We start from the raw sequence: 21,873 nt of genomic DNA on the forward strand, positions 1-21,873 counted from the left end.
CCGCCGCGCGCGCGCGCCGGGCGCCGTCGCGCGCGCGGCCGCGGGGGGGGGGGGGGGGGCGCCCCGGGGGGGGGGGGGGGGCGCGCCCCGCGGCCCCCCCACCTCCCGTCCGTCTGGTGGCCCCGTTACGAGACGGTGACCGTCTTCGTGCCGAAGTCCTTGTAGACGCCGCCCGGGAGCTCCTGGTACCAGACCCGCACGGCGTGCTTGCCCGGCTTCACACCGGTGAGCGTGACAGCGAGTCCGACGTCCGAGCCCCAACCCGGGTGGACCTTCTCGACGTCGGCGCGGACCGCGTCCGCCCTGCCCGCTGCCGCGCCGACACCGTCGACGTGGATCTTGTACCGGACCGGGTCGAACGTGTCGGGGTCGATGGCCCAACCCCTCACCGCGACCGTGCCCTTGCCGCCGGTCGCCGCGTCGTAGGCGCCGTACACGGCCCCGGTCTTCCCCGTCGGTGCGGGCACGGCGTCCTGGACCGTGACCCGCTGCGTGCCGAAGCTGACGTAGTTGCCGCTGGGCAGGTCCTGGTACCAGACCGTGACCGTGTGGCTGCCCGCGCTGACGCCCGTCAGCGTGACCGCGAGACCGACGTCGTTCCCCCAGCCGGGCTTCGCTGCGCCGATGTCCGTGCGGACCGCGTTCGCGCTGCCCGCCACGGCGCCGACACCGTCGAGGTGGATCTTGTACTTGACCGGGTCGTACCGGTCCGGGTCGATCGCCCAGCCCGTGAGCGCGACGGTGTTCGGGCCGGCGGTCGCCTTCTCGAACGCGCCGGTGACGGCACCGGTCTTGCCGGTCGCGCCGGACGACGGCGGGGCGGCCACCGTCACGGTCTTCGAGCCGGCGCTGACGTAGGTGCCGCTCGGCAGGTCCTGCCACCACACGGTGACCGTGTGCCGACCGGGCTCGACGTCGTCGAGGGTGGCCGTCAGACCGTGCGCGGAGCCCCACTTCGGGTACGACTTCGCGACGTCGCTCCGGGCTGCGCTCGCGCTGCCGGCCGCCGCGCCGACACCGTCGACGTGGATCTTGTACTTGACCGGCGCGAACGTGTCCGGGTCGATCGCCCACCCCTTCAGCGCGACCGAGCGGACGCCACCGGTGGCCGACTCGAAGGCGCCCTTCACCGCACCGGAGGCCCCGGTCGCCGCAGTGACGGTCACCGTCTTCGAGGCGACCTTGACCCAGGTCGCGCCCGGCTTGTCCTGGGTCCAGAGCGACACCGTGCGGGAACCGGCGGCGACGTCCTGGATCGACTTCGAGAACCCGACGGTGGAGCTGGCGCCCGGGTACTTCGCGGCGACGTCGGTGCGCACGACGTCGGCGGTCGCGGCGATCGCGCCGACGCCGTCCACCTGCACCTTGTACGCGGTGGCTGCGGACGAGTCACGGTCGAGCGCCCACCCGCTGACGGCGATGGAGCCGGTGCCGCCGGTGACGGTCTCGAGGCTGCCGACCGGGGCAGAGGCGGGCACGGTCACGTCCCCGCAGTTGAGCAGCGTGTTCGCACCCGCGCCGACGTTGATGCCGAACACGCAGACGTTGTGCTTGCCGGGTGCGATGCCCGAGAGCGTCGTCTGGAAGCCGTGCGCCGTGTTGTTCGCGCCGAGCGACGCGGCCAGGTCGGCTCGGACGACGTCGGCGCGGATCGACGCCTTGCCGACGCCGTCGACGTAGAACTGCGCCTTGATCGACTCGGTCGAGTCCGGGTCGGCCGTCCAGCCGCGCACCGTGATGGTGCCGCCGGCGGCGCCGCTCTGGGAGTCCACGCTCCCGATCGGCGACGACCCGCCCGTGGGCGATCCGAACCAGTCGGTGTACATGCGCCAGAAGTTGCGGTTGCCGTAGGCCGAGCAGGAGTCACCGGAACCGTAGAGGTTCGACATCGCGGCGCTGTTCGGGGTGTACGGCGTGTAGATGTACAGCGCTGCGGTCGCCTGGTTCTTGATGTTGACCGTCTTGCGGCCGCACGCGGCGTTCGGGTTGTACAGGATCGCGTTGTTGCGACCGGCCTGGTACGCCCACGACGTCGGCGAGGCCTGGTAGCGCTTGAACTGCAACGCCGCTGCGTACACCTGCTGGCCGAAGCCGTAGTACGCGGGGTCGCACGGAGCGGTGTCCGGGCACGCGAAGCCCGTGGCGTGCAGGTACATGTAGCTCGTCGGCGAGCTCGTCACGACGATGCCCTGCTCCTTCTGCAACAGCACGAGCAGCACCTTCTGGCTGATCCCGCACGCGGCACCGACCTGCGCGATGATCGTCGCGGCCGACTTGCTGCCGCCCGGGATCGCCGAGCACCGGTTCGCGACGGCGCCGATGGCGCTCATGTTCTGCGTGAAGTTCTTCAGGCAGGCGGGGCCACCGGACCGCGGCGTGCAGTTCGGGGCGACGCTGTTCAGGAACGACTGCACAGCCGACCCGCTCATCGCGCCGCCGTTGTAGAAGTTGGCGTCGCTGATGATGTTGCCGGGGTCGAAGTTCGCCGCGACGGCGGCCGCCGCCGACTCCGTCGTGGTCCGCTCCGACACGATCGTGCCGATGGTCAGGCCGCTCACCGCGATCGCGAGTGCGGCGACCATGCCGAGCACCGAGCGCAGGGGACGGCGCCGATCGCCGTCGGTCAGGATGGAACGCATCACGGCACCTCCGCCGTCATCGGTTCGGACGTGGTCGACTTCGACCCGACCGAGTACTCGAGGGTGATGGACCAGGTCCCGGTGGACACCTGGCTCGCGGGGAACGACACCTGCGCGCAGTTCACCGAGGACGCACTCGCCTCGGCCTTGCTCGTCAGTGTGCGGGTGGTGCCGCCCTTGGCGGCGACGAACGTGCACGTGCCGGAGGTGTCCGTCGTGCCGGAGACCAGGCCGCCCGCCTGCAGGGTCTTGGTACCGGTGTCCCACCCGGAGAACGTCACGAGTGCCGTGGCCGGGAAGTCCGAGGGGTCGGTGTCGGGTTCGGGGGTCTGCCCGCTGCCGGGGAACGCCGTGGGCACGTCGTCGTCGGACGGCTCCGCACTCGAGGACGAGGACGCGGACGACGAGGGGACGGACGACGGACCCGTCGCGCTGGGCGAGGGGCTGACCGTGCGCGAGGGGCTCGACGAGGGGCCGGGATCGTCGCCGGCGGAGCACCCCGCCGTGAAGAGACTGAGAGCACCGACCACCGCGAGCGCAGCGATCGACCGTGGAGCAAGCTGCATGCTTTCGGGCCGTCCTGTGGTTGTTGACAAGGGTCCGGGTTGCGTCAACGGTAACCCGAAAGTGAAGGTTGAGGGTTGTTGTCGCGCACTTTCACCCCCGCACGGGGGCGGACGACGGGTGTCGTCCGGGAGACGGTGCGCGCCCCGACCTCAGCGGTCCAGTGAGTATGCTGTTCCGGTCCTGCCCCCACCGAACGAAGAGACGTATGGTCGATCAAGCCCGCATGGCGGCGCTCGCCAAGGAGCCCCTCGTCGTGATCGGCGCTCCGACGAGCGCTTTCCGAGGCACCTGGCGAGAACTCCGCGACGTCTTCGGACAGCGCGAGATGCTCGGGATGCTCATCCGCCGCGACCTGAAGGCGCGGTACAAGGACTCGGCACTCGGGTTCGTGTGGACGCTCGTGCGCCCACTGACCCAGCTGATGATCTACTACTTCGTGATGGGCAAGATCCTCGGCTCGTCACGAGCGATCGACAACTTCGCCATCTACGTCTTCACCGGCCTGACGGCCTACACGCTCTTCAGTGAGATCGTCGCCGGGTCGACCGGGTCGATCGTCGGCAACAGCGGGTTGATCAAGAAGGTCTACGTGCCACGCGAGGTCTTCCCCCTCGCCAGCGTCGGCGCGGCCCTGGTCAACTTCCTCATCCAGTTCGCGATCCTCATCGTCGCGACCATCGTGCTCGGGGTCTTCCCCTGGCACGAGGGGTTGATCTACCTCATCCCGTCGCTGCTGGTGATCCTGGTGTACGGCGCAGCGATCGGTCTCGTGCTGTCGGCGCTCAACGTGTACCTGCGCGACGTGCAGTTCGTCATCGACGTCGGGCTCATGGTGCTCCTCTGGGCGTCGCCGATCGTCTACTCGTACTCGATGGTCGTCGCCGAGCTGAAGGTGCAGTGGCTGCTGGCGATCTACACGAACAACCCGCTCACCCTGTCGGTGCTCGGACTCCAGAACGCGATCTGGATCCACCCGACCCCCGTCGACTACCCGCCGCACCTGATGATGCGGCTCGGGATCGCCCTCGTGATCGGGCTGTTCTGCCTCATCGGCGCGCAGCGGGTCTTCTCCCGCCTGCAGGGCAACTTCGCGCAGGAGCTCTAGACCATGGCCATCAGCACCCCCGTCGCCCCCTCGACGTCCGGCGCCACCGCCGAGCGCCCCGACGTCATCGTCATCGACCACGTCCGCAAGCGCTTCGTCGTCCGCAAGGACAACACCATCCGCGAACGGATCGTCACGCTCGGTCGCGCCGGCCGCAAGCACCGGCAGGACTTCTGGGCGCTCGACGACGTCACCGTGTCGATCCAGGCCGGCACCACCGTCGGGCTGATCGGCCAGAACGGATCCGGCAAGTCGACCCTGCTCAAGGCGATCGGCGGCATCATCCAGCCGACCTCCGGCACGGTGTCGCGCCGCGGGCGCCTGGCGGCCCTGCTCGAGCTCGGCGCCGGCTTCCACCCGGACCTGTCCGGCCGCGAGAACGTCTTCCTGAACGCGAGCCTGCTCGGCCTGACGCGCAAGGAGACCGAGGAGCGCTTCGACGACATCCTGGCGTTCTCGGGCATCGGCGACTTCATCGACACCCAGGTGAAGTTCTACTCGTCCGGCATGTACGTGCGACTCGCCTTCGCGGTCGCCGTGCACACCGACCCCGACGTCCTGCTGGTCGACGAGGTGCTCGCCGTCGGTGACGAGGCGTTCCAGCGCAAGTGCCTCGACCGCATCCGCTCGTTCCAGGAACAGGGCAAGACGATCATCATCGTCACGCACTCCCTCAGCCAGGTGCAGGACATGTGCGACCGCGTCGTGCTCCTGAACAAGGGCAAGGTCCTGCACGACGGCGACCCGATCGGTGCCGTCAGCCTGTTCCGCGACGTGCTCGAGGAACGTCGTGCCGGCGAGCTCAGCGCCGACGTCGCGGTCGGTCGCGGCACCGTGCTGCAGGCGTCGGTGCACGCCGACGGCAAGGGACCGCGCGACGGGGTCACCCCCGGCGACGACCTGCTGGTCGACATGGAGTTCGAGCACCTCGACGGTGTCGAGGACTGGGAAGCAGCCGTCCAGGTCAACAACACGTCCGGCCAGGTCGTCTACGGCACCACGACCGGCATCATGGGCATCCACCTCGAGCCCCTGCACGGCCGCAGGAAGCTCCGCCTGCGGATCGCGGACACGAACTTCGGCACCGGCAAGTACTTCATCAACGTCTCGATGATGGACTCGGCCGGCCGGCACCTGCACGACCTGCCCGAGTGCGACTCGTTCGAGGTCCCCTCGTTCGGCGACGCGGTCGGCAGCGTCTACGCGAAGCCCTCCATCGAGGAGCTCGACTGACGCCCGTCGACGATGCGTCCCGCACCGCGGTCGTCGTCGTCAACTGGGAACGCGCGGACCTGACGACCGCGGCCGTCCGCGCCGTGCTCGCCGAGGGCGCGGCCGACCAGGTGGTCGTCGTCGACAACGGGTCGTCGGACGACTCCCTCGCCGTGCTCCGTCGCGACCTGCTGGGTGTCACCGTGATCGCGCGGCAGCACAACGGCGGGTTCGCGGCCGGCGCGAACACCGGCATCCGGCACGCGGACGCCGACGTTGTCGTCCTGCTCAACAACGACGCCGTCCCGGCGCCGGGCTTCGTCCGGGCGCTCCGCGACCACCTGGCGCAGGCGGGGCCCGACGTCGCGGCCGTGACGGGCCGCATCGTGCTCGCCGGACGCTGGACGGGCCTCCCGGTCGGCGCGACACCGGCTCACGACCAGCGCGTGCTGCGTGACCACGACGGCCGCCCCTGGACGCCGTCGGCGGACGGCGAGGTCCGCCTGAACTCGACCGGCGTGCGCGTCGACCGCGACGGCAACGGCATGGACCGCGACTGGTTCGCGCCCGTCGACCGGGTCGCCGACGTCGACGTCTTCGGGTTCTCCGGCGGGGCCTCCGCCCTGCGCCGGAGCGCCCTCGACGACGTCGGTCTGCTCGACGAGTCGCTCTTCATGTACTACGAGGACACCGAACTCGCCTGGCGACTCCGCCGACGCGGCTGGCGCGTGGAACACGCGGCCGACGCCGTCGTCGAGCACGACCACTCGGCGTCCTCCGGGGTGCAGAGCGACCTGTTCCTGTTCCGCAACGCGCGGAACCGGATGGTCGTCGCGCTCTGGCACGCGCCGTGGGCCACCGTCCTGCGGGCGAGCGCCCGCACCCTCTTCCGCGGCCTGCGCGGACTGCTCGCCGCTCCCACCCGACGGGAGGCCCGGCTCGTCCTGGCAGCGTTCGCGGACGTCGTCGTGGCGCTCCCGTCGCACCTCGCGCGGCGGCTCCGCGAGTCGCGGCGCGCGTCCGTCCCGCGCCGCAGCGTGGACCCGGGCGCATGAGCGCGGAGGGCTATCCTGGTCTCTCCCGAGCCCACTCCCACTCCCCCGCCGACGGTCCCGACCACGGCGGCCCCGTCCGGAAGGACCCACGCGTGCCGCAGCTCACCGTCCTCGTCGACGGGACCGCGGTACCGCGTGAACTCGGTGGTGTGGGCCGCTACGTCGAGGGGGTCGTGTCGCACCTGACCGACCCGGCGCTCGACGTCCACCTGGTGGTCCGACCGGTGCACGCTTCGCACTTCGCCGCCGTCGCGCCGCACGCGACCGTGCACACCGCGCCGGGCTGGACCGACTCGGTGCCGCTCCGGTTCCTGTGGGAGCAGACCGGGCTGCCGGCGCTCGGCCGCCGCCTCGGCGCGAACGTGCTGCACTCCCCGCACTACACGTTCCCGTTCGCGTGGCGCGGCGGATCGGTCGTCACGCTGCACGACGCCACGTTCTTCTCGAACCCCGAGTGGCACTCCCGCCTGAAGCGCACGTTCTTCACCTGGTGGAGCCGTCGGTCGCTGCGCTCGCGCCCGGTCGTCATCGTGCCGAGCGCGGCCACCGCGACCGAGGCCGCACGCGTCGTGAGCGGCATCCGCGCCGACGTCCGGGTCGCACCGCTCGGGGTCGACCGCGCCGTGTTCCACGAGCCGTCCACGGCCGAGGTCGAGGACGCCCGGATCGCCGCGACGCTGCCGGAGGGCGCGCCCTGGATCGCGTTCCTCGGCACGATCGAACCGCGGAAGAACGTCACCGCACTGCTCGACGCCTACGCCGCGGTGCGCTCCGCGCGGACGACGGCGGGCGCCGACACGCCGTGGCTGGTGCTCTCCGGGGCTCGGGGGTGGGACGAGTCCGCGATCACCCGGCTCGACGCCCTGCAGCCCGACGACCGCGTGATCGAGGCCGGGTACCTGCCCCTCGAGGACCTGGCGGGCTACCTCGGCGGCGCGGAGTTCGTCGTCTACCCGTCCCTCGGCGAGGGCTTCGGCCTGCCGGTGGTCGAGGCGATGGCCTCCGGTGCGTGCGTCCTGACCACCCGGCGGTTGTCGCTGCCCGAGGTCGGCGGTGACGCAGCCGTGTACACCGAGCCGTCGGCGCCCGCACTGGCCGACGCGATGGCCGCGCTGCTCGACGATCCCGCACTCGTGGCGTCGCACCGGACGGCGGCGCTGGCGCGTGCGGCCGCGTTCACGTGGGAGGCCACGGCGGCCGTGCACGTCGCGGCGTACTCGGACGTGGCCCGGGTCGCTCCGGTCGGGGGTCTCCGGTGATCCGCGTCGCGGTGCTGACGGTCACCTACAACACCGGCGAGACCATCCGACCGTTCCTGGCGAGCGTCGCAGCGGCGTCGTCGGAGCCCGTCGCCGTGGTGATCGCGGACAACGGCTCGACCGACATCGACGCGCTGCGGGCGATCGGCGAGTCCTACGGTGCCGTCGTGGTGTCCTCCGGGGGCAACCGCGGCTACGGCGGGGGCATCGACGCCGCGCTGAGCGCCCTCGACGACGTCCTGCCCGACGTCCGCCCCGAGTTCCTGCTCGTCACGAACCCCGACGTCGTGCTCGCACCGGGCTCCGTCGACGAGCTCGTGCGCGCCGCCGACCGGCTCCCGTCCGGCGGGTCGTTCGGACCGCGGATCCTCGACGAGCAGGGCGAGACGTACCCGTCCGCCCGCCAGCTGCCGTCGCTCCGGACCGGGCTCGGCCACGCGGCCTTCTCGCGGTTCTGGCCCGCCAACCCGTGGAGCCAGCGGTACTGGTCCACGACGCAGGTGGTCGAGCGCGAGGCCGGCTGGCTGTCCGGCGCGTGCTTCCTCATCCGCACCGACCTGTTCCGGCAGCTCGAGGGGTTCGACGAGTCGTACTTCATGTACTTCGAGGACGTCGACCTCGGCCAGCGCGTCGGTCGCTCCGGTCGTGCGAACGTGTACGTGCCGAGCGCCGTGGTCACGCACACCGGCGCGCACTCGACGTCGTCGAACCGGCGCCGGATGGAGATCGAGCACCACCGCAGCGCGTACCGGTTCCTGTCGCGGAAGTACCGGGCGTGGTGGCTCTGGCCGCTCCGCGCCGTCCTGCACGCGGGCCTGTCCGTCCGCGCCCGCTGGGTGACTCGGAAGTGATCACCCCCGGTGTCGCCGAGGTGACCGCCGGACGCCCGTAAGATGAACGGGCCGTGAACGGAAGGACACCATGGCCCCGCACCGCGTGCGCTCCAGCAGCGCACTGACCTACCGCTTCTACGGCATCCTCGACGTCGTCCTCCACTCGGAACACGCCGGCTGGCGTCGGTACTTCGACAACGAGTACGCGCGCATCTCGGACGACGGCACCACGACGACGGCGTCGCTCCGCGTCGACGTGCACGTCACCAAGCGGCCACCGAAGCCGGAGCCCGGCGACATCGTGCGCACCGATCGCTTCAAGGGCCTGTTCCGCTACTCGTACATCGTCCGGGGCATCGACACCGACCACGTCTCGATCTGGTTCCGCCACCACCCGGTCGACCGCGTCTACATGAACGCCATCGGTGTGTACCTGCAGGCGCAGGTGCTCGAGCCGATCGTCTACGCGAAGCTCCTCGAAGAAGACGTCCTGCTCCTGCACGCGGGTGGGGTCGCGTCGACCGAGAAGGGCTTCCTGCTGCCCGCGTACGGCGGCACCGGCAAGACGACGCTCTCGATGTCCCTGATGGCGGCCGGCTACAAGCTGCTCGGCGACGACCTGCTGTTCGTCGAGCTCGCCACCGGCCGCGTGCACCCGTACGCGCGGCCCCTGCACGTCTTCACGTACAACATCCGCAACCTCGTGAACGCGCGGATCCCCACGAAGTACCAGGTCGCCGTCTACACCAAGAACGTCCTGCGGTGGGTGCTCGAGCGCGTGCTGCGGCGCGAGTTCCTCATCTCGACACGGATCCACGCGGACGAGCTCTACTCGGGCGACGTGTTCGCACACGCCGTCCCGTACACGGCCATCGGGTTCCTCCGGAAGACCGGACCCGCGGTCGAGCAGGTCCGGATCACGGCGGAGAACGTCGACGAGCTCGCCGACGCGATCGCCGCGTCCGAGGACCTGAACGACAGCATGCTCGCGATCCTCGGTGACGACGCCGACCGGGCTGCGGCGTTCGTGGCGCTCGAGCACGACGTCATCGTCCGCCTGCTCTCGCAGTTCGACCGTCTGCTCTACGTCAACACCCGTGCGATGGACCTCGCACACCCCGACCAGCTCGTCGCCGAGCTCGAGCGCGGGTCCTTGGCGAGCGCGTGAGCGTCGACCGACCCGCAGTGCTCCCGGACGATCAGTCCGCGCCGCGGAGCCGCCGGAGACCGGCCGACGCGGCGTCGAGCAGCACGCGCGCCCGGGCGTCGAACGAGTGGTCGGCGGCGACCAGGGCGGCCACGCGGACCCGCTCGGCGGCGGACGGCCACGCACGGTCCGGCGCGAGGAGCGCCGCCAGGTCGCCACGGTCCCGCGCGACCGCGAGCGTCGGGACGTCGAGGACGTCGGTGATCCCCTCCACCGGGTCGGTGACGACGACCCCGCCGGCGGCGAGGACGTCGAACACCCGGTTGGACACGAACCCGCCGGCCGCCATGTCGTCCCAGTGGTCGTTGAGCACCACCCTCGCCGAGGCGTAGGCGGTCGCCACCTCGGTGCGCGCCAGTGACGGTTCGCCGAGCGAACCGGCCGGCACCAGACCGTCCCATCCCGGGCCGTGCACGCGGAGGTCCGCGCCGAGCGCCACGGCGTCCGCCACGAGGGGCCGGACCACACCGCGGGTCGACCCGACGAACACGACGCGACCGGCGTCCGGACCGTGCGCCGGTACCGGTCGGAACACGGCTGGGTCGGTCGCCTGCAGCAGCGGGGCGACCGGCACACCGGAGCGTGCGGACGCCGCCGCCGCCCACGCTGGGCCGGCCGCGAACACCCGGTCGAACGACCGCAACTCGGTGTCCGCCACGTCGTCGGGGTGGCTGATCACCCAGAGCAGGTTGACCGACGCGGGGTTCGGCGGCACGCGGTCGAGCCCACGGATCACCAGCGTCACGTCGTCCGCGGCGTCGTCGTCCCGCACGTGCGCGTCGCGCCGGTCGATCCGGACGCGCTGTCCGAGCCGTTCGAGCGCGCCCGCCAGCTCGGCCGCGAAGTGGACGTCGCCCCAGCCGTCGCCCCCGGGTCCGGCCGGCGCGGCGATCTTCAGCGACCAGACGAGGGCCCCGGTGCCGCTGGCCGATCGGGTCGTCGGCGACACGGGGCGTGCCCCCCACGGCGGCAGCGGCGGCCCGGCCACGACGTGCCCTGCCTCCGGCGCGCGGTCGCGCCACACGCTGAACGCGTCGACGGTCGCGGCGTCGACCGTGCGACCGGGCTCCACCGAGCGGCCCGTCGCAGCGACCACGCGCACCGGCCCGCCGTGCACGTCCGCGACCGCGCGGGTCCAGGCCGTCAGCGTCATGCGTTCGTCCGGGAGGCACGGTGCCGGTACCACGGACGAGCCCGGCACCGCGAGCACCGGCTGGTCCGCCGCGAACACGGTGTCGACGTCGGCGCTGCTCGCCGACCACGGCAGGGCACCCGGGCGGAGGAGACGAGCGCCGGACCGGACCGAGCCGTCCGGCAGCAGCACCCGGGCCTGGGCGACCGAGTCGGCCGTCGCGAGCGTCCGGAGCCCCTCGGCGTCGATCGTCACCGAGGTGTCGAGCAGCACCAGCGTCCGCCCCACACCGGCGGCGACCCCGGTGTTGATCGCCGAGCCGATGCCGTCCACGGGTTCCTGCCGCACCCACGGCAGTCCGGGGTCGAACGGGTCACGCGGCGAGGCGTCGGCGACGTAGCTCACCGCGCGGACGTCGGCAGCGGGGCCGAAGGCCTCGAGGGCAACGGCGACCAGGCGGTCGACCTCGCCGTGCCGGTCGGACCGGGTCGCGACGAGGACCGTCACGTCGCGGTCCAGGTGCGGCAGCGGGCCGTCGAAGCCGGCCACGCGGACGACGGCGGACGACGGCGCGGGCGCTGGACGGGAACCCCGGTCGGGCTGGACGGCCGGCGTCGTGCCGCGACGACGACGACCGAACCAACCGGGGCCGGGGGTCACGGGCGGGTCAGGAGCCGAGCAGACGCTGGAGGTAGACGCCGTAGCCGCCCTTGACGAGCGGCGCGGCCAGCTCGGCGAGCTGCGCGTCGTCGATCCAGCCGTTGCGCCAGGCGATCTCCTCGATGCACCCGATCTTGAAGCCCTGACGGTCCTCGATGACCTTCACGTACTCGGACGCCTGCATCATCGACTCGAACGTGCCGGTGTCGAGCCACGCAGTGCCGCGGTCGAGGACCTGGACGCCGAGCTCGCCGGCTTCGAGGTACCGCTCGTTGACGGTCGAGATCTCGAGTTCGCCTCGGGCGCTCGGCTCGATCGTCTTCGCGATCTCGATGACCTTGTTGTCGTAGAAGTACAGACCGGGGACGGCGTAGTTCGACTTCGGCTCGGCTGGCTTCTCCTCGATGGAGACGGCCGAGAAGTCGTCGTCGAACTCGACGACGCCGTACGCCTTCGGGTCGGCCACGTGGTACGCGAAGATCGTCGCACCCGCGACCTCGGTGTTCTTCTTCAGGCTCGTGCCGAGGCCGGTGCCGTGGAAGATGTTGTCGCCGAGGACGAGGGCCACGCTGTCGTCACCGATGAAGTCCTCGCCGATGACGAACGCCTGCGCGAGCCCGTCCGGGGACGGCTGCACGGCGTACTGGATCTCCATGCCGAGGGCGGAGCCGTCGCCGAGCAGGGCCTTGAACTGCTCGTTGTACTCCGGCGTCGTGATGACGAGCACTTCGCGGATGCCGGCCATCATGAGCGTCGACAGCGGGTAGTAGACCATCGGCTTGTCGTAGATCGGCATGAGCTGCTTGCTGATGCCCTTGGTGATCGGCCAGAGGCGCGTGCCGGATCCACCGGCGAGGATGATGCCCTTCATCGGGATCGCTTCCTTACTTCGTTACTTCGTCGTGCGGAGGGACTCGGTGTAGGCGACGCACTCGTCGTACGTCGGCAGCAGACCGGCGGCCGCGGCTGCCTCGAGCGTCGGGGCGCTGGTGTCCTTCTCGGACAGCACCGGGTCGCCGATGCCGTCCGGCAGCGTGAGGCCCACGGTCGGGTCGAGGATCGTGATCCCCTTCTCGCGCTCGGGGTCGTAGTGCGCGCTGACCAGGTAGTTCACGGTCGACTGGTCCTCGAGCGCGACGATCGCGTGGCCGAGGCCCTCGGACAGGTACACGGCCTTGCGGTCGACGTCGTCGATGCGGACCGAGTCCCACTGCCCGAACGTCGGCGAGCCGACGCGGATGTCGACGATGTAGTCGATGAAGGCGCCGCGGACGGCGGTCACGTACTTCGCCTGGCTCGGGGCGACGAGGGCGTAGTGGATCCCGCGGGCGACGCCGGCCGACGAGATGGACATGTTCACTTGGCGGAGGTCCAGCGGGTGGCCGACCGTCTCTTCGAGGACGTCGGCGCGGTACGCCTCGAGGAAGGCTCCTCGTGCGTCGCCGTGCTGGACGGGCGTGAACTCCCACGCGTCGGGGATCTTGAGTTCGCGGATCTGCACTGCTGCACCCTACCAAGCCGCCCGGACCACCACCGGCGGCGGGCCGGACCTGCACCGATCCCTGTGGTCGCATAGGCTGTCCTGGCCTCGCGCACCTGCCGGAACCCAGAAACGAGACACTGCGTACCCGTGAAGCTCTTCATCCAGATCCCCTGCCTCAACGAGGAGAACACCCTCGCGAGCGTCCTCGACTCCATCCCTCGGCAGATCGACGGCATCGACGAGATCGAGGTCCTCGTCATCAACGACGGCAGCACGGACCGCACCGTCGAGGTGGCGAAGGAGCACGGTGTGCGGCACTTCGTGCACCACACCACGAACATGGGTCTCGCCCGGTCGTTCCGCGACGGGGTGGACTACGCCCTGCTCCACGGCGCCGACATCGTCGTGAACACCGACGGCGACAACCAGTACCCACAGGCCCAGATCGCCGAGCTCGTGCAGCCGATCCTCCGTCAGGAAGCCGAGATCGTCATCGGCGACCGCCAGACGCGCACGATCGAGCACTTCTCCGGGTTCAAGAAGCTCATGCAGCGCTTCGGCTCCTGGGTGGCGTCGCGCGCAGCCGGACTCGACCTGCCCGACGCGGCGAGCGGCTTCCGCGCCTACTCGAAGTACTCGCTCATCCGTCTGAACATCGTGACGCGCTTCAGCTACTGCATGGAGACCATCGTGCAGGCCGGGTACAAGCGTCTGGCGATCGCCTCGATCCCGATCACGACGAACCCGAAGACCCGCGAGTCGCGACTGTTCAGCAACATCTGGCAGCACATGTTCCAGTCCGGGTCCGCCATCGCCCGCGTGTACCTGATGTACCGCCCGATGGCGCTGTTCGCCTGGGTCGCCGCGATCCTCGGTGCGCTCGGCGCCTGGCCGCTCGTCCGCTACCTGGTGCTCCTCGCCATGCACACGGGCGGGAACCACCTGCAGTCGATCATCCTCGGCGTGGTCCTGCTCATCACCGCCCTGTTGGCGGTCGTGATCGGGGTCGTCGCCGACCTGACGCGGCTCAACCGCACCCTGGCCGAGGAACAGCTCGACCTGCAGAAGCTGCAGCGGTATGGCGACTGAGCGCGTGGTGGACCGCCTCGACCGACGGACCCGCTTCGCGCTCTGGCTCCGCCGTCCACAGGGATGCGTGGAGATCGTCGCATGGGCAGCACTGGCGGCGTTCGTGGTGTTCACGATCGGCCCCGCGCTCATCGGCCACGGCACGTTCCTGAACACCGGCCTGCTCAACCGGTACACGCCGTGGGGTGAGTCCTTCGAGACCACCACGGGGTCGACCAACATCCTGACGAGCGACACGCTGGACAGCGTGTTCCCGCAGACCACGCTGCTGGTGCGGAGCGCACACGAGGGCGTGTTCGCCGCGTGGAACCCGTTCGTCGCCGGTGGCGTCGAACTCGGCGGGGTGCCGAACTCCGGCGCGTGGTCGCCGCTGTCGCTGCCGTGGTGGATCCTGCCGTTCAGCTACGCGCCGGGTGCCGTGAAGCTGCTCGAGATCGTGGCCGTCACCGTCGGCATGTCGCTCCTGCTGCGCCGGTGGAGCGTCCCGCGCGCAGCCTGGCCGATCGCCTCGCTGGTCTTCGCCTCGTCGGGCTTCATGGTGGCGTGGTCGAACTGGCCGCAGACCCGCGTCGCCGCGTTCATCCCCCTGCTCTTCTGGGCCATCGACCGTGCCGCGGTCGAGCTCCGGGCGCGTGACGTCATCGGCGTCGGGGTCGTCGTGTGCTCGATGCTGCTCGGTGGGTTCCCCGCCGTGGTCGGCTACGGCCTGTTCGTCGGCGGGATCTTCTTCCTGGCCCGTACGATCGTCGCCCACCGTGCGCTGCGCGGTGTGGTCCTCAGCGGGCTGATCGCCGTGGGCGGCATCGTCTTCGGCCTGCTGCTCTCGGCGTGGCAACTCCTGCCCTTCGCGATCAGCGCCTCGAACGTCGTCGACTTCGGCGGTCGCGGACAGCACGGCGGCAGCGGACTCGGGTCGCGGCCGATGGTCACCTCGTGGATCCCCGACGTCTCGTTCCTCGGCAGCTCCGGTGCCGCGTGGAGCAACCGCAACCCGGTCGAGGAGTACTCCTACATCGGCATCGCCGCGGTCGTGCTCATCGCCGCCGCGGTGCTCATCCGTCCGGCCACGAGCCAGCTGTCGGCCGACCGGGGCGTCCTCGTCCGCCGTCGCACCCGTGGTGTCCTGACGATCGTCGCCGCGATGCTGGCCTTCAGCGTCGTCCTCGTGTTCCTCGGCGGCCCGATCCTCGCCGCGGCCCGGGAGCTCCCCGTCTTCGACAGCAACCCGATCGGTCGCGCCCGCGTGGTCGTCGGGTTCTTCGCAGCGGCACTCGCCGGCATCGGCTTCGGTCGCGTCGTCGAGCCGGAGACCCTGCGTGACGAACTCGCCCGCTTCCGTGCCGCGAGCCCGCTCCGCCGGACCGGCCGGATCGTCGCGATCGTCCTCGTCGTGCTGTTCACGCTGTCCATCGGGCTGCAGACGATGCTCGCGCTCGAGGCGGTCCCGACCGAGTACGTCCACCAGACCAAGGTCGAGGCCCTGACGGTCGGCATCATCGGCGCCGCCGTGGGTGTCGCAGTGCTGCTCGCCTGGTTCTTCCGGTCGCGTGTGGTCCACGTCCTGGTGGCCGTGGCGATCGCCGCGATGGTCGTCGTCCCCGCGATCTCGGCCACGCAGAAGTGGTGGCCGATCGCGTCGCTCTCGACCTTCTACCCGACGACGCCGGCGCTCGCGTACCTGCAGCAGAACGTCTCCGACCAGGAGCGCTACGCCACCACCGGGAGTGCCACGCTGCCCGGCTCGGCCACGTACTACGGGATCCGCTCGGTCACGGGGCACGCGTTCCAGACCAAGGAGTGGAAGCAGCTCATGCGGTCGCTCGACCCGGACACGTACCCGACCGCCACCTACCTGAGCTTCTCGCCCAACCTGATCCCGTCGCTCGTCGAGTCGCCGATCCTCGACCGCGTCGCGACGAAGTACCTCGTCGCCGATCCCTCGGCACCGCTCGCCGGCACCACCGAGGACGGCGACTCCCAGACGAAGTGGTCCGACCTCACCGCGGACAACCCGTCGGTCGACTCGGCCACGAACTCCGGGCCGCTCAACGGCATCACGATCACCGGCCCCCCGGCGCTGACGACGTCGAAGGGCGGCATGACCATGACGGTCGCGGTGATCGCCGACGGCACCGGCAAGACGCTGGCGAAGACCGAGAGCTGGGTGCCGGCGCTCGGCGGCGGACGGAACATCGCGCTGCCCGGCTCGGACATCCCCGCGGACACGAAGTGGCACGTCCGCATCACGATCACGGGGCAGTCGAAGCTCGTGCCGATCGGCACCGACGACGACGGCCACGCGGTGATGAGCATCACCCGACCGGTCTCCGGCGACGGCGTGTCCGTCGTGCACACGGGCGACGCCACCGTCTACGAGCGCGACTCGGCGCTCGACCGGGTGCGGTGGGCGTCGGACCAGCAGGTCGTGACCACGGCCGCCGACCGGATCCGCACGCTCGCGGACCCGTCACTGCCCGACGACACGGTCGTCCTGAACCGCACGCCCGACCACACGGCCGGGGGCGGCGACGCCACCGTCGACCTGCAGGACGGCGACACGAACGAGACCGTGGCGGACGTCGACGCGTCCACGGGCGGCTGGCTCGTCGTGGCCGACTCGGTGCTGCGCCCCGGCTGGAGCGCCACGGTGGACGGCGAACCCAGCGACCTCGTCACGGCGGACAACGCCGGTGGCGCGGTCTGGGTGCCGAAGGGCCAGCACACCGTCCGCCTGCACTACGCGGTCCCCCGCGCAGCGATCGGCGGCCTGGTCACCGGCGGCGCGATCCTGGTGGCCGTCGCGGCCTCGGTGCTCGTGTCCGTGTCCGTCCGGCGCCGCCGACGACGCCGACCGGCAGACGCCGTCGACGGCCCGGCCACCGGTCCCGACAGCGGCGCGACGGACGGTCCCGACGACCGTTCGGCCGACACCCTAGAATCAGCAGTCGATCCAACGCCAACGGCAACGCAAAGGAACCAGACCACGTGAAGATCCTCGTCACCGGCGGAGCCGGATTCATCGGCTCGAACTTCGTCCGTCGCACCCTGCAGGACGCCTACCCCGGCCTGGAGGGCGCCGAGGTCGTCGTCTACGACGCCCTCACCTACTCCGGCAACGAGGCGAACCTCGCCCCGGTCGCGGACTCCCCCCGCTACACCTTCGTGCACGGCGACATCCGCGACGCCGCGAAGCTCGACGAGGTCGTCCCCACGGTCGACGCGATCGTGCACTTCGCCGCCGAGTCCCACGTCGACCGATCGGTCCGCGACTCCGGCATCTTCGTCGAGACGAACGTCGTCGGCACCCAGCGACTGCTCGACGCTGCGCTCCGCCACGGCACCGAGCGCTTCGTGCACGTCTCCACCGACGAGGTCTACGGCTCCATCAGCGAGGGCTCGTGGGACGAGGAGCGCCCGCTCGAGCCGAACTCCCCGTACTCGGCGTCGAAGGCCGGCAGCGACCTGCTCGCCCGGAGCTACCACCGCACCCACGGGCTGAACCTGTCGATCACGCGCTGCTCGAACAACTACGGGCCGTACCACTTCCCCGAGAAGGTCATCCCGCTCTTCGTCACGAACCTCATCGACGACGTGCACGTCCCGCTGTACGGCGAGGGCAACAACATCCGCGACTGGCTGCACGTCGACGACCACACCCGCGGCATCGCGATGGTCCTGACCCGCGGCCGCGCCGGCGAGATCTACAACATCGGTGGCGGCACCGAGCTCACCAACAAGGAGCTCACGCAGCTGCTCCTCGACGCCACCGGCAAGGACTGGTCGTACGTCGACCGCGTCGCCGACCGGCTCGGGCACGACCTGCGCTACTCGGTCGACATCTCGAAGATCCAGGCCGAGCTCGGCTACGAGCCGCAGGTCCCCTTCGAGCAGGGCCTGGCCGACGTCGTGCAGTGGTACCGCGACAACCGTTCGTGGTGGGAGCCGCTCAAGGAGCGAGCAGCGATCGCATGACCCGGTACCTCATCACCGGCGCAGCCGGAATGCTCGGCCGTGACCTCCAGGCCGCGCTCGCCGGCCGCGACGTCACGGCGCGCTCACGCGCGGAGCTCGACATCACCGACCCGGCCGCGGTGGACGCCGCCGTCGCCGGACACGACGTCGTGATCAACTCGGCCGCGTACACGAAGGTCGACGACGCCGAAGACCACGAGGACGAGGCCTTCGCCGTCAACGCGACCGGCCCGGAGCTCCTGGCCGAGGCCGCGGTCCGCCACGGCGCGAAGCTCGTCACGGTGTCGACGGACTACGTCTTCGACGGCAACGGCACCGCCCCGTACGCCGAGGACGCGCCGACCGACCCGATCAACGCCTACGGCCGCACCAAGGCGGCGGGCGAGGCGTTCGTTCGCGAGATCGCTCCGGACACGTCGTACGTCGTCCGCACGGCCTGGATCTACGGTGCGCACGGACCGAACTTCGCCGCGACGATGCTCCGGTTGGCCGGCTCGCACGACACCGTGAGCGTGGTCACCGACCAGGTCGGTCAGCCGACGTGGACCGGCGACCTCGCCGCTCGGATCGTCGAGCTCGTCGACGGGGATGCCCCCGCAGGCGTCTACCACGGCACGAACGCCGGGCAGGGGTCGTGGTTCGACTTCACCCGCGCCATCTACACCGCGCTCGGGCTCGACCCCGAGCGCGTCCTGCCGACGGACAGCGCGGCGTTCGTCCGTCCGGCGCCGCGCCCGGCGTACAGCGTGCTCGGACACGACGGCTGGTCGCGCGCCGGCCTCGCGCCGATGCGCGACTGGCGCGAGGCGCTGCGCGCCGCGGTGGCCGCAGGGGCGTTGACGACGTAGGCACGGCAGTCGACCGGGAGGCCCGGATCACGTCCGCCGGGTCGCGGACGTGGTCCGGGCCTCCCGTCTCGGTCCCCTGCCGCACCCCGCCGGCGGCGCTCAGGGGCCAGCACGCCCGCCCTGGTAGGGTCGGGCAGCCGGGCGCCGGGCCGGTCCTCGGCCCCATCACCACGACGAGGAGACCAGCACCATGACCACCCTCCACGTCCTCGTCGACCAGGTCGTCGCCCCCGTTCCGGGCGGCATCGGTCGGTACGCCGAAGAGCTCGCCCGGCACCTCGTCGCCAACGCGCCGACCGGCTGCGACGTGGCCGGGGTCGTGTCGGCGGTGGGCTCCGACGAGATGGCCCACCTGCGCACCCTGCTGCCCGGTCTGTCCGACCTGCAGCGTCTGCCGCTGGCCCGCCGTGAACTCTCGCTCGCGTGGCAGGGCGGCTTCGTCGGTGGCATCGCGAAGGGCATGGTGCACGCGCCGAGCGTCCTCGCTCCCCTGGTCAAGCACGACCGCTTCCAGGACCCGGGCCGGCAGACCGTCGTGACCGTGCACGACACGGTGCCGTGGACGAACCCCGAGACCCTGACGCCCCGTGGCGTCCACTTCCACAAGGCGATGGTGAAGCGCGCGTGGAAGCACGCCGACGCCGTCGTCGTGCCCACCCACGCGGTCGCGAGCGCTCTGAACGAGATCCACCGGTTCGACGACCGACTCCGGGTCATCGGCGGCGCCCCGAGCGGTCGACTGCGGCTGCCCGTCGACGCCGACCTGCGCGCCGAGCGTCTCGGCCTGCCGGACCGCTACGTGCTGGCCGTCGGCACGCTCGAACCACGCAAGGCGCTCGGGTCCCTGATCGAGGCGCTCGCGCACCCCGACGCCCCTGCCGACATCCCGCTCGTGATCTCCGGCCCGGACGGCTGGGGCGACGTCGACGTGTACGGCACCGCCGAGCGCGCCGGGCTCGCCCGCGACCGGGTGAAGGTGCTCGGGCGGATCGACGACGCCGACCTCGCCGTGGTCTACGACCGGGCCACGGTGTTCGTGTTCCCGAGCCTCGCCGAGGGGTTCGGGCTGCCCGTGATCGAGGCCATGAGCTTCGGGACCCCGGTCATCCACTCCGACGACCCCGCCGTGGCCGAGGTTGCGTCGGACGCGGGCGTGACCGTCGCACGGGGCCCACTGGACTCCTACCCGGAACGGATCGCGCAGGCGGTCTACCAGGTGGTCAACGATCCCGTGCTGGCCGGGCAGCTCGCCGTCGCCGGACCCGACCGGGCCCGGATGTACGACTGGAGCGACTCCGCCGCCGAGACCTGGCAGCTGCACGCAGACCTCTGACGCCGCCGGCGTCAGCCCTTGTAGGCGTAGGTGGCGACCCAGTCGATGCACAGGTGCCCGGAGGCGCCCCAGTTGCCCACCTGGAACATGTAGCGGTGCGCCGTCTTCGGGACGTGCTTCGTGATCGTCTTGATCACCTTGCCGTCGAGGCGGTAGCTGACGGACTTCCCCGGTACCCAGTCGATCGAGTAGGTGTGCCAGGAGCGCCACGTGACGCCGGTGCTCATGCTCGTCGTGGTGGCTTCCTGCCCGGGCGTCATCGAGTGGTGGTGCAGCATCGGCTTCTGGTCGAAGTCCGCCTCGGGGTAGTCGATCTCGCCGTCCGACCACTTGTCCGACGATGGCCACAGCATGAAGGCCGCGCCGTTCCCGTTGCCGCCGAGGGCCTTGGCACGGACGATGAACTTCCCGCCCTTGTGTCCCCACGCCCCGGTCGGGGTGCCGAAGGTGCCGGCGGAGCCGTGCTTGCCGTCCAGCTTCACGTCCATGTACCCGTCGTGCGCGCTGATCTGCGTGCTCGAGGAGTACATCCCCCCGGTGCCGTCCGGGTAGGGTTGCCACGACTTCGCGTAGGTCTTCGCGAACACACCGTTGGCGGCCGCGGGGGTGTTGAAGTTCTCGCGGAAGGTCTGCTTGAACGGCCCGACGTCCGCGGTCGGTGCCGAGCTGGCGAACGCCGCGCTCCCCGACCCGAACGGTCCTGCGACGAGCACGGCGCCGAGGAGCACGACGGTGAGCGCGGCCCGCTTGGTTGCGTGTTGCTGCATGAGCTGTCACTCCCTGATGTGACGGTTCGCACCCGTTCCCGTGGGTGCCGGGCGGCCGGATCTCGACCACCCGCCGTTCACCGTAGTTGCGAAGTGCAGCCCGCGCGCGGGGTTGACAGGACCGACGTATCCCCAGTACGCGGGGGTTGCAGAACGTTCCGTCCACGCCGAGAAAGTGCTGATCAGCACCGTGTAGCGTCCCCCGTTCTGGGGAGGCCGGCGGCGTCGTGCGGGTCCCTAGAGGGAGTCGCGCAGACGCGCAGCCTTCTCCTCGACGAGTCGCTCGAGGCCGTCGGCGTAGTCGGTCAGGCGAGCTGCGACCGCGGGCTCCGAGGTGCCGATGATCCGCGCGGCGAGCAGTCCGGCGTTCGCGGCACCGTTGATGGCCATCGTCGCCACCGGGATGCCGGCCGGCATCTGCACGATCGACAGCAGCGAGTCGAGGCCGTCGAGCCGCGCGAGCTGGACGGGCACGCCGATCACGGGCAGCGTGGTCATCGACGCCACCATGCCCGGCAGGTGCGCGGCGCCACCGGCACCCGCGATCACGACGCGGATGCCACGCTCGGCGGCGCCGCGGGCGAACCGGGTCATCTTGTCGGGCGTGCGGTGCGCCGACACGACGTCCGCCTCGAACGGGATGCCGAGTTCGGCGAGGATGTCGGCCGCGGCACGCATCGTCGGCCAGTCGGAGTCCGACCCCATGATGATC

18 protein-coding genes are annotated in these 21,873 nt (G+C 71.0%); 11 read left to right on the forward strand and 7 right to left on the reverse strand.

What is annotated here, in order from left to right; translation table 11 throughout:
- Nucleotides 1-125: 125 nt before the first annotated feature.
- Both ABH929_RS05910 and ABH929_RS05915 read right to left on the reverse strand, forming a co-directional pair.
- On the reverse strand, nucleotides 126-2,639 hold the full coding sequence (locus ABH929_RS05910) for a hypothetical protein (RefSeq protein ID WP_404560473.1): 2,514 nt from the start codon (nucleotides 2,637-2,639) through the stop codon (nucleotides 126-128).
- Complete coding sequence (locus ABH929_RS05915; protein ID WP_263091027.1) at nucleotides 2,639-3,205, reverse strand: hypothetical protein; 567 nt, start codon at nucleotides 3,203-3,205, stop codon at nucleotides 2,639-2,641. Before ABH929_RS05915 ends, ABH929_RS05910 begins: the two co-directional genes overlap by 1 nt.
- Before the next feature lie 206 nt (nucleotides 3,206-3,411).
- Between ABH929_RS05915 and ABH929_RS05920 the strand changes: the two genes are divergently transcribed.
- The 6 genes from ABH929_RS05920 to ABH929_RS05945 all read left to right on the forward strand — a co-directional run bounded on the left by ABH929_RS05920 (nucleotide 3,412) and on the right by ABH929_RS05945 (nucleotide 9,838).
- Nucleotides 3,412-4,311, forward strand: coding sequence for an ABC transporter permease (locus tag ABH929_RS05920; RefSeq protein ID WP_263091029.1), 900 nt, complete (start codon nucleotides 3,412-3,414; stop codon nucleotides 4,309-4,311).
- A gap of 3 nt (nucleotides 4,312-4,314) precedes the next feature.
- The gene (locus tag ABH929_RS05925) at nucleotides 4,315-5,544 is read left to right on the forward strand and encodes an ABC transporter ATP-binding protein (RefSeq protein ID WP_263091031.1); all 1,230 of its coding nucleotides are present in this window, start codon (nucleotides 4,315-4,317) and stop codon (nucleotides 5,542-5,544) included.
- Entirely contained in the window at nucleotides 5,463-6,578 is a 1,116-nt protein-coding gene (locus ABH929_RS05930) for a glycosyltransferase family 2 protein (RefSeq protein ID WP_404560474.1), read from the forward strand. The genes ABH929_RS05925 and ABH929_RS05930 overlap by 82 nt, the downstream gene beginning before the upstream one ends.
- A 92-nt stretch (nucleotides 6,579-6,670) precedes the next feature.
- Nucleotides 6,671-7,837 carry a glycosyltransferase family 4 protein gene (locus ABH929_RS05935; RefSeq protein ID WP_404560475.1) on the forward strand — a complete coding sequence of 389 codons (1,167 nt, stop codon included), beginning with the start codon at nucleotides 6,671-6,673 and terminating at the stop codon, nucleotides 7,835-7,837.
- A complete protein-coding gene (locus tag ABH929_RS05940) occupies nucleotides 7,834-8,688 on the forward strand; it encodes a glycosyltransferase family 2 protein (protein ID WP_263091034.1) in 855 nt (284 codons plus the stop codon). Before ABH929_RS05935 ends, ABH929_RS05940 begins: the two co-directional genes overlap by 4 nt.
- A gap of 70 nt (nucleotides 8,689-8,758) precedes the next feature.
- The gene (locus tag ABH929_RS05945) at nucleotides 8,759-9,838 is read left to right on the forward strand and encodes a hypothetical protein (protein WP_404560476.1); all 1,080 of its coding nucleotides are present in this window, start codon (nucleotides 8,759-8,761) and stop codon (nucleotides 9,836-9,838) included.
- 31 nt (nucleotides 9,839-9,869) lie between these two features.
- Here ABH929_RS05945 and ABH929_RS05950 read toward each other — a convergent pair whose 3' ends face one another.
- Genes ABH929_RS05950 through ABH929_RS05960 form a run of 3 tightly spaced genes read right to left on the reverse strand, consistent with a single transcriptional unit; the run spans nucleotide 9,870 to nucleotide 13,170 of the window.
- A complete protein-coding gene (locus ABH929_RS05950; RefSeq protein WP_404560477.1) occupies nucleotides 9,870-11,669 on the reverse strand; it encodes a glycosyltransferase in 1,800 nt (599 codons plus the stop codon).
- Nucleotides 11,670-11,676: 7 nt separating this feature from the next.
- Entirely contained in the window at nucleotides 11,677-12,540 is an 864-nt protein-coding gene (gene rfbA / locus ABH929_RS05955) for a glucose-1-phosphate thymidylyltransferase RfbA (RefSeq protein WP_159573661.1), read from the reverse strand.
- 21 nt (nucleotides 12,541-12,561) lie between these two features.
- Nucleotides 12,562-13,170: a dTDP-4-dehydrorhamnose 3,5-epimerase family protein gene (locus ABH929_RS05960; RefSeq protein ID WP_404560478.1), complete on the reverse strand. Its 609-nt coding sequence runs from the start codon at nucleotides 13,168-13,170 to the stop codon at nucleotides 12,562-12,564.
- A gap of 129 nt (nucleotides 13,171-13,299) precedes the next feature.
- Here ABH929_RS05960 and ABH929_RS05965 point away from each other — a divergent pair, with 129 nt between their 5' ends.
- The 5 genes from ABH929_RS05965 to ABH929_RS05985 all read left to right on the forward strand — a co-directional run bounded on the left by ABH929_RS05965 (nucleotide 13,300) and on the right by ABH929_RS05985 (nucleotide 20,394).
- Complete coding sequence (locus tag ABH929_RS05965) at nucleotides 13,300-14,241, forward strand: glycosyltransferase family 2 protein (RefSeq protein ID WP_138803750.1); 942 nt, start codon at nucleotides 13,300-13,302, stop codon at nucleotides 14,239-14,241.
- Nucleotides 14,231-17,230, forward strand: a complete 3,000-nt coding sequence (locus tag ABH929_RS05970) for a hypothetical protein (RefSeq protein ID WP_404560479.1) — start codon at nucleotides 14,231-14,233, stop codon at nucleotides 17,228-17,230. The genes ABH929_RS05965 and ABH929_RS05970 overlap by 11 nt, the downstream gene beginning before the upstream one ends.
- A complete protein-coding gene (gene rfbB / locus ABH929_RS05975) occupies nucleotides 17,227-18,213 on the forward strand; it encodes a dTDP-glucose 4,6-dehydratase (RefSeq protein ID WP_159573664.1) in 987 nt (328 codons plus the stop codon). The genes ABH929_RS05970 and rfbB overlap by 4 nt, the downstream gene beginning before the upstream one ends.
- Nucleotides 18,210-19,061 carry a dTDP-4-dehydrorhamnose reductase gene (gene rfbD / locus ABH929_RS05980; protein WP_404560480.1) on the forward strand — a complete coding sequence of 284 codons (852 nt, stop codon included), beginning with the start codon at nucleotides 18,210-18,212 and terminating at the stop codon, nucleotides 19,059-19,061. Before rfbB ends, rfbD begins: the two co-directional genes overlap by 4 nt.
- A 190-nt stretch (nucleotides 19,062-19,251) precedes the next feature.
- Complete coding sequence (locus ABH929_RS05985) at nucleotides 19,252-20,394, forward strand: glycosyltransferase family 1 protein (protein ID WP_263091049.1); 1,143 nt, start codon at nucleotides 19,252-19,254, stop codon at nucleotides 20,392-20,394.
- Nucleotides 20,395-20,405: 11 nt separating this feature from the next.
- Here ABH929_RS05985 and ABH929_RS05990 read toward each other — a convergent pair whose 3' ends face one another.
- A complete protein-coding gene (locus ABH929_RS05990) occupies nucleotides 20,406-21,161 on the reverse strand; it encodes a glycoside hydrolase family 16 protein (protein WP_263091050.1) in 756 nt (251 codons plus the stop codon).
- Nucleotides 21,162-21,398: 237 nt separating this feature from the next.
- Nucleotides 21,399-21,866: a 5-(carboxyamino)imidazole ribonucleotide mutase gene (purE, locus tag ABH929_RS05995; RefSeq protein WP_228505476.1), complete on the reverse strand. Its 468-nt coding sequence runs from the start codon at nucleotides 21,864-21,866 to the stop codon at nucleotides 21,399-21,401.
- Nucleotides 21,867-21,873 lie beyond the last annotated feature (7 nt).

It is taken from the genome of Curtobacterium sp. AB7 (assembly GCF_044909335.1).
GTDB lineage: Bacteria > Actinomycetota > Actinomycetes > Actinomycetales > Microbacteriaceae > Curtobacterium.